Annotated in this window: 7 protein-coding genes and 1 pseudogene; all 8 read right to left on the reverse strand. The window is 50.8% G+C overall.

The window, feature by feature from the left end:
• Window positions 1-7: 7 nt before the first annotated feature.
• Window positions 8-814, reverse strand: a complete 807-nt coding sequence (locus ACWKXX_RS20895) for a type IV secretory system conjugative DNA transfer family protein (protein ID WP_172689573.1) — start codon at window positions 812-814, stop codon at window positions 8-10.
• Window positions 811-1,284: a DotD/TraH family lipoprotein gene (locus ACWKXX_RS20900; protein ID WP_172689572.1), complete on the reverse strand. Its 474-nt coding sequence runs from the start codon at window positions 1,282-1,284 to the stop codon at window positions 811-813. Before ACWKXX_RS20900 ends, ACWKXX_RS20895 begins: the two co-directional genes overlap by 4 nt.
• 87 nt (window positions 1,285-1,371) lie before the next feature.
• Window positions 1,372-1,890: a hypothetical protein gene (locus ACWKXX_RS20905; protein WP_172689571.1), complete on the reverse strand. Its 519-nt coding sequence runs from the start codon at window positions 1,888-1,890 to the stop codon at window positions 1,372-1,374.
• 20 nt (window positions 1,891-1,910) lie between these two features.
• The gene (locus tag ACWKXX_RS20910; RefSeq protein WP_172689570.1) at window positions 1,911-3,119 is read right to left on the reverse strand and encodes a conjugal transfer protein TraF; all 1,209 of its coding nucleotides are present in this window, start codon (window positions 3,117-3,119) and stop codon (window positions 1,911-1,913) included.
• A gap of 102 nt (window positions 3,120-3,221) precedes the next feature.
• Complete coding sequence (locus ACWKXX_RS20915) at window positions 3,222-4,058, reverse strand: hypothetical protein (protein WP_454540875.1); 837 nt, start codon at window positions 4,056-4,058, stop codon at window positions 3,222-3,224.
• Between the two features lie 145 nt (window positions 4,059-4,203).
• Window positions 4,204-4,623 carry a hypothetical protein gene (locus ACWKXX_RS20920; RefSeq protein ID WP_075262562.1) on the reverse strand — a complete coding sequence of 140 codons (420 nt, stop codon included), beginning with the start codon at window positions 4,621-4,623 and terminating at the stop codon, window positions 4,204-4,206.
• A 76-nt stretch (window positions 4,624-4,699) separates the two neighbouring features.
• Window positions 4,700-5,860, reverse strand: coding sequence for a site-specific integrase (locus ACWKXX_RS20925; protein WP_048210079.1), 1,161 nt, complete (start codon window positions 5,858-5,860; stop codon window positions 4,700-4,702).
• An 862-nt stretch (window positions 5,861-6,722) separates the two neighbouring features.
• Window positions 6,723-7,071 (reverse strand): annotated as a pseudogene (locus ACWKXX_RS20930) (shufflon system plasmid conjugative transfer pilus tip adhesin PilV); the annotation flags it as partial.

Below are 7,071 nucleotides of genomic sequence, written 5' to 3' on the forward strand. Positions count from 1 at the left end.
AAACTCCTTACTGGATGGTAACAGACGGGCGCCAGCGGGACTTCTGTAGTTCAAACGACGCGTGTGATTTGAGTCGACGTACACGATCGCCGGTAACGAGCTTCTGGCCGCTGCCGGTCACAGTCTGCTGTTGTTCGGTTACTTCCGGTCGGGAAATCATGCCCCTACGCCAGAGCAGGGAGTAAAGCATCATGCCCCTGTAATCGCGGGTGAGCTGATTCATGCTGGCCTCAAAGGTCAGATCGGCGTTTTCGCGACCTTCCTGCCAGCCTTTTTTCAGCGCGTCTTCCCAGACCTTTCTCTGGGCGCTGTCTTCCGGCACGACAAGTCCTTCAGTTCCTGGTGTTGCCGTGGTGGCCAACCCGCGAAGTAACCAGCTGCGCCAGCTGGGCGGGTTACTGACAAATCTCTCCGGGCGGATAATGGTCCAAACCTTTGAGGCTGTGCGAATTTGATCGGGAGTGATGTGTGCTACATCCTGTGCTTCATCAATAACCGGTGGCAGCCAGCCCTCAGGGCTGATAAGCGGCCGAAAATCGTAAAGAGCATTGAGGGTGGATTCGCGGGCGTTGAGTGCCTGTGTCAATTCCCATGCCCGCTGAGATTTACCTCCTCGGAATCCCAGCGTTCTCCCGGCATCACTAAGCATTTGCCAACGCGTTTCGGAGATACCGTCTGGTCTCTGACGCTCCGGGTTGAGCCAGGCCTGCATATCCGGAGGAGGGACGTTCCCGTCTGTTGGTGACGCAGGACGTTCGGCTGCGCAACCGGTCAGGAGCAGCGCAGGGAAAAGTAACAAGAGAAAGCATTTCATTTCTTTCTGGTCTCCGGTTGCATGAAGTTGAGCTGGAGCAGGCCCGGATACTGATTCAGGGTGGCGCGCCATGCTGTCTGCGCTTCAATCACACGCAGTACGTTGCTGAACGTCATACCACGAACGTGCAGTGTTACGGGTAAGGGCAGACGCACACCGCTGTAGTTGAACTGCAGGCCGCGTGCACGCGCCAGTTCGGCCAGTAACTCCACAGCATCACCTTCCCAGTCGAAGGAGACGCCAGCGCTGTTGGTACGAATGATCTCCATGGACGATGGTGCGGTTTTCGAACCGGACCAAACACCGTTATTCCACATCTGATATTGCGAGTGACGGGCAACGGCGACGGAGGATGCCGCGCCGTAGCGGTCGGAAGAAGCAGAGGCTGGAGGCGTCGATGGCGGAGTCCAGGACTGGCAGCCGGCAAGCAGGAAAAAGGCCAGCACGCCGGGAAGCATTAAATAATTCATGGTAGTTACCTTGCCGGGAGGGCGACTGAGGTTAAAGCCAGAAGGTTCAGTGAGGTGAGGTTTGACTCTGTGTGAGTCAGGTTAGATTCAGATTTGTGGTTTGCGCTTCAATTTCTGTAACCCAGAAATCAGTTCAGCCAGCCTGTTATTCGTGAATAACCAGCACAGCAAGCCCATCGCGACAAAGATTATATAAAACTGCTGGATTCTGTTATCAACGCTAGCTTTCCAGTCATCTTCATCAGTGAATACCTCCTTGCATGTATTCAGTGCGGAGGGTTTTGAGACCGGGGACACCGGAACGCTTGACCTCGGCTGAATACATTCCCGCACCATACCTGCCGGTACATCGCTGACAAGCGCGCGGGCTTGCTTAATGAAGCTATCAGCCAGTGAATTATTCAATGCCAGACACATGACCAAGATAAAAAATCCGGTGGCGGGTGCGGTAATCAGGCAACTAAATGCCGCACTGCGGATTAGACGCAATGCGCGGACATATTTGAATGAGATCATCTTCAGGACTCTCGACAAAACAAATTTCAGGAATGAAAGGCGCAGGGCAAAGCCGGGGTAATGTAAAACAGGACGGCAGAGGAAGCCCATTGAGGGCTTCCCTGAAATTATCAGAAGGTGAACTGCAGTTGGGCGACAGCGCCGTAAGTACGATCGGTTCCGGCGATACCGGTAAGGTCCAGATGTACTACGTCGAACGGTGAGAAGCCCAGACCTGCAGTGAAGGCGTTACCCTCACTGGCGATCATGTTCTGGCGATAACCCGCACGTACTTGCATCCAGCTCCAGGCATTCAACTCAGCCCCTACACTGGCGAACTGCCGTTTGTCATCCCGCTCAAAACGGCTGGCTTCGGTCAGATCCACATCGAGTGCGGTGGTAAGGACGCTGTTGCTCCAGGCGACGCCAGCGGTAGCCTGCGGTTTCACTTTGAACGTTTCTTTCTCGCCGTTCACTTCTTTAGTGTCCACAGTGCGGGCAATGATGTTCTGCACCGCAAGACCCAACATCCAGTTATCTCCGAGGTTTGTTGCCAGACCGATGTCGGCGTTAAATCCGGTTTTTGTGTTGTGATAGTCATCTGAGTTCAAATCATTTTTGTCGAAGTCGTTTACCGTTGCGCTGTAGTTGAACAGATCGATGCGCTGATATTTGGGCGTAATACCCAGGGACCAGCTGTGTCCTGCCGTTTCGAATTCATGAGCCATAGCCACACCTACGTCTGTGATAACGGCCGCGCGACCATAGGCACGGGACGTCAGGGCATCTTTGTCTACCGTATCTGCCGGTATGGCCCCACTGGCGATTTTGTCGAGATACTGCAGATCGTGGTCGCTGACCTTACCGTTTACGGAAACGGTACCCCAGGACTTCACGACAACGGCAAATGGCAGCACTTTATTCGGGGTGGTGGCAATAACCGATGCTCCGACCTGCCCGTTTGCCTTCACGTCCTTCAAATCTTCCAGCTTATTGCGTAACGCAGCAGCGCTTTCGCTAACACCGCTTTGGCGGTCGACAGCATTGTCGAAATTATTCCACAGATCTTTCACGTCATCGGCAGTATCAATGGCCTTGTCAGGATCTGCTACCTGGACACCCACGGAAGGCAACACCAGGCTGAAGTCATCGTTAGCGCCAAATTTAGTCAGGAGTGCCGGGTTGGATAAGGCAGCTGTGCCATAATGGGCAGATGCCACGCCCGTTCCACCCATGGCATCGCTGCGGGCTTCCATATAGGAGGTTGCTGCACCTGCATGAAATGCCATCATGACGGCGGAAGAAATCAGTGTTTTTGCTATATGAGTCTTTTTCATCATTAAATTTCCTGTAGTCCAGTCTGGATTTTGGGCAAAAGAAGGTCCCGATGCGGCAGCATCAAAAAATTCTTTTTCTTTTTTAATTCAATATTTCTGCGTGGTTCAAAGCTGTCTGTATATAAGTGCAGGTAACGTTATTCCTTGCTCAAGCGCTTTAGACAGCCCCATGCTGACTGTGACGGCGCGTATAGTGCCTGTTGCTGCATGCTCCCTTAGGATGCGTTCTTTCCAGTATTTTTGCTCTTTGTCCAGAACGAACGGAATAATGGATAGCACCGGAAAATACGTCATCTGCGATGATGTAATTTTCTTTTTAATTAATATGCCGGTTCGTTCCTTATATTCATCCTCACCTGTATGTTCGGTCGTACAGAAAATAATGCGGTCATTATTATTTTCGGCCGAAGGAATAATCATCTCCCGTAATGCCTCTTCCGTCGTTGGCCAGTGATGTTGAGCCTGAGTGGTGTCGACCGTTGGAACGTTCCTGCCGAGTAACCAGTCCGGTGAAACGAAAAACCACTGGGCTAGCGCCTGCAAGAGCGGAGTAGAGAGGTAGTCCATCGTTCGTTCCCTGTCCTGCAGTACGCTTACCCGAACGTTCCATGAAGACAGCAATTCTGCAATATCAGTCGGGTCAAGCTCATGTGCCTGCATCAGCACCTCAAAGCGATCGATGATACTGATTGCGGTATTGCTGAATGGCAGAAAGATATCGCGCAGAGAGCCTTCTATAACCAGATTCAGTAGCTCTGACTGAGATATTCCAATCATGCCTGACAACTCATCAATCAGTTGGCGGGTGCCGGGCCGCATCCGGAGAGATGTAGTCTGCATAGGCTTCTTGTCATTGCGCTGAAGCAGTTCTGCAATCCTGTTCCGATCAAGGTCGGGGAGCGCCAGAAGCGAGGTGAAAATTGCGGTAAGACTGTTTGCCACAAGGCCCCCTTAAGAAAAATTACATCTTGCTGTTCAGTGATTTAGAGAATAATTAATCGTGACGCGTATGTATAACGAGTTAATTCGATCGTGTAGATCGACTGCGTTTGCGTGTGCGTTTTGATTGCGTTTGTGTATTGGCGTTTTAACGCGCTTTCCGGCGCGGTCGAATGAGCACAAGCACGCCGGTTTCCGGTACGGTAATCCAGCGCCATTCCTGTACCAGTGTTTGTAGCCGTATCCCGTTCCTGACGGCTGGAGGAATCGATACTGTGGTGCAGCGCCAGTGGTGTGTATCGTCCATTTTTCCCATCAGGATGGTCATGCTTTTCAAGTGTGCCGGGCGCATCAGATGGGATGTGAAGTACACCGGAGTGCTGTTCCTTTGTAGCGCCAGCTGTAATGTGGCAAGAAAACTGCGGTGAAAACGCGCTGCACGACGAAGATTGAGATGACCTACCCGGTCAAAGGTCGAAAGGTGCAGGGTAGTGTAATGGTGCTTACGGTGACGAACCGAGGCCGCGCGAAACCCTTTCCAGGGCGTCACGGCACTAACAATTGCCATTATCGGGCAGTACAGCAGTAATGTTAGCGGTACTGCTGAAAGGAGTATCAGATACACAGTCTCTCCAGGTAAAAGGTTATGCTCGGGCCGACAGTGCCTCGGCGGGGTTCAGCGGACAAATCATGATGTGATCGTTTGTCCTGATGGGGAGCTCCCCCGGTGCAGGGACTCTTTCACCGCGCTGGGCAGCAAGTGCCAGAGTGCGCAGTAGCAGTTCGCTGGCGCGGGTCAGAGCAAGTTCGCGCGTTGGTGCCGATACCATCAGGTTTTCGAAATCGCATAGCATCACCCTGATGCCACCGGTACTTCCACAGTCCTGTTCGACCAGTGCGGGATAGGGCACGAAGTAGGGGGCAATCTTTTGAGTCTGGCGTCGTCGCGCATCCAGCTTGCTGACCAGCTGGTAAGCTCTCAAGTGGGTGTAGCGTTTAAGCATATTCATCGACCGATGACCTGAGATGGCAGCGACCTCCATGACGTTCAGCGTACCGAGCTCGAAGAAGCGGCTAATCGCCTCATGTCGAAGATCGTGGAAATGCAGATCTTCAATAGCGAGGGCATTGAGAGCGTGACGCCAGGCGCTTTTGAATCCAGAAGATGTATAGCTGAATATTTGGCCTTTTAGCTGTGCAGGTAACATCTGAAGTAAATTTCGCGCCTTTCTTGAGAGTGGGACATCACGTGATGAACCGTTCTTGGTATCGGGCAGGTGCGCGACGCCGTGCTGAAGGTCAATAAACTCCCATTGGAGGTTAAGAATTTCACCCTGACGCATGGCTGTTTCCAGAGCGAGATGAAAGATTATATAGAGCATCATGTTTCGCTCGCGGAAATACCGCGACAGTCTGCGCTCTTCAGAGGACGTCAGACGTCGATCTCGTCCTTTAGACACTTTGGGCTTACGTACCAGTTCGACCGGATTGTTACGACAGGTTCCCCATTCCACGCGTGCGATCCCGAAAAGTGATGATAACAACGCCAGCTCCAGTCTCACCGTGTTGCCGGTGATGGGGTTTCCCGTTCTGGGATTGCGTTGCTTCAGCCGTTCATCACGGTAGGTTGCAATATCAACAGTGGTGATCTCATCCATGTTCCGGTCGGCCAGTGGGTGACGCTTAATGACGTTTACCCGGTAAAACTCCTGAAGATGGCCCTTTTTGTGAACTGATACCGATTCGTAGTATTTATCGAGACCCCGGCTAAGTGACATTTTTTTAATACGCGCAACAGAAGACATTATTACTCCCGAAAAGGCGAAGAAAATAAAGCCTTGCGCGAAAAATGCAATAACACTGTCAATCCGGTGCGTGGTCAGGTGCTTCGAAAATTAAAATGCAAACCGTTTTTGGGGAAACTTCTTGCGCTAACAAATCCGTCGCTTATGCATATTGCCCGTCTGGGACAGTAGCTATTGGGGGTTCTTATGCACTAAGAAGTTGGTCTGATGGTTCTAACCATAATTCCCCAGATTCAATGGCTCTCGATCCTGTTAACAATCGGTTCTACATTGGTTTACCCAACAACTCGAAGGGAGAAGCTTGCTTTCAGGCGATAGTAAACTGCACTGCAGAATAAAACTGTCAATCCGGTGCGTGGGTTTCTGGCTCCATCTATAACGGAAGCTACTCGTCACTAGGGGGATTTGTATCAACTTACACATCGGTTAACGATACTGGACGTCCTATGACGGTTTACGCTTCTGGCGGGGTTTCTACTATAGATAAAGGAATTAAAGACGGTGATAACTGCCGTAATACTTGGGATCTTAAAGGTATTGTTGATGGACGTATCATTACATCGGCAGGTACCGCTAACTCAGATTGGAGCAAATCCGGAACTATTAATTTCATTATCCCTGCGGGATCGACGTTTAGTATAACGTCAAACCCTTTACCCTCTTACGGATGCTCACCAGGTAGTTTCAATCTCGTGACTTATCACTGATCGAAGGTTGGTTAACCGTCATTATTCATCGCAAAATCACAATCAAAGTGATGTTTGTGGAGCTCGCCCGCGGGTAAGTCGAGACTACAGAGTACACGTACATGAACTACAAAATGCCACATAACCATCACGTTCCTCTTATCAGAGTGGCAAATTTATTGGAAACGAAAAACAGTGAACGATCCGTAGTCACAGCCGTAAGACATCATTCCATTTGAGACAATAGAGAATGAAGAACCATCTGGGACTTCAAAGGATACTGTCCCTGATTTTTGCCACTGGGAGTTACCATCAAAATCTCTTGCGACGTACAATCCCGCAACCTCAGCGATGAGCGAGTATGTATTAACGCAGTTATCAGCATCCCCATAGTTGATTTTTTTGCTAGGAGGATTGCCACCGGTTACGTACAGGCGATATTGCTTTCCTGAGGTATTCGTACCTGAGTAAGAACCTTTAAAAGTCCCAAGAACAGTGTAATTACCCTCGGTTATGCCTGTTCCC

The organism is Enterobacter sp. UPMP2061, from assembly GCF_053709615.1.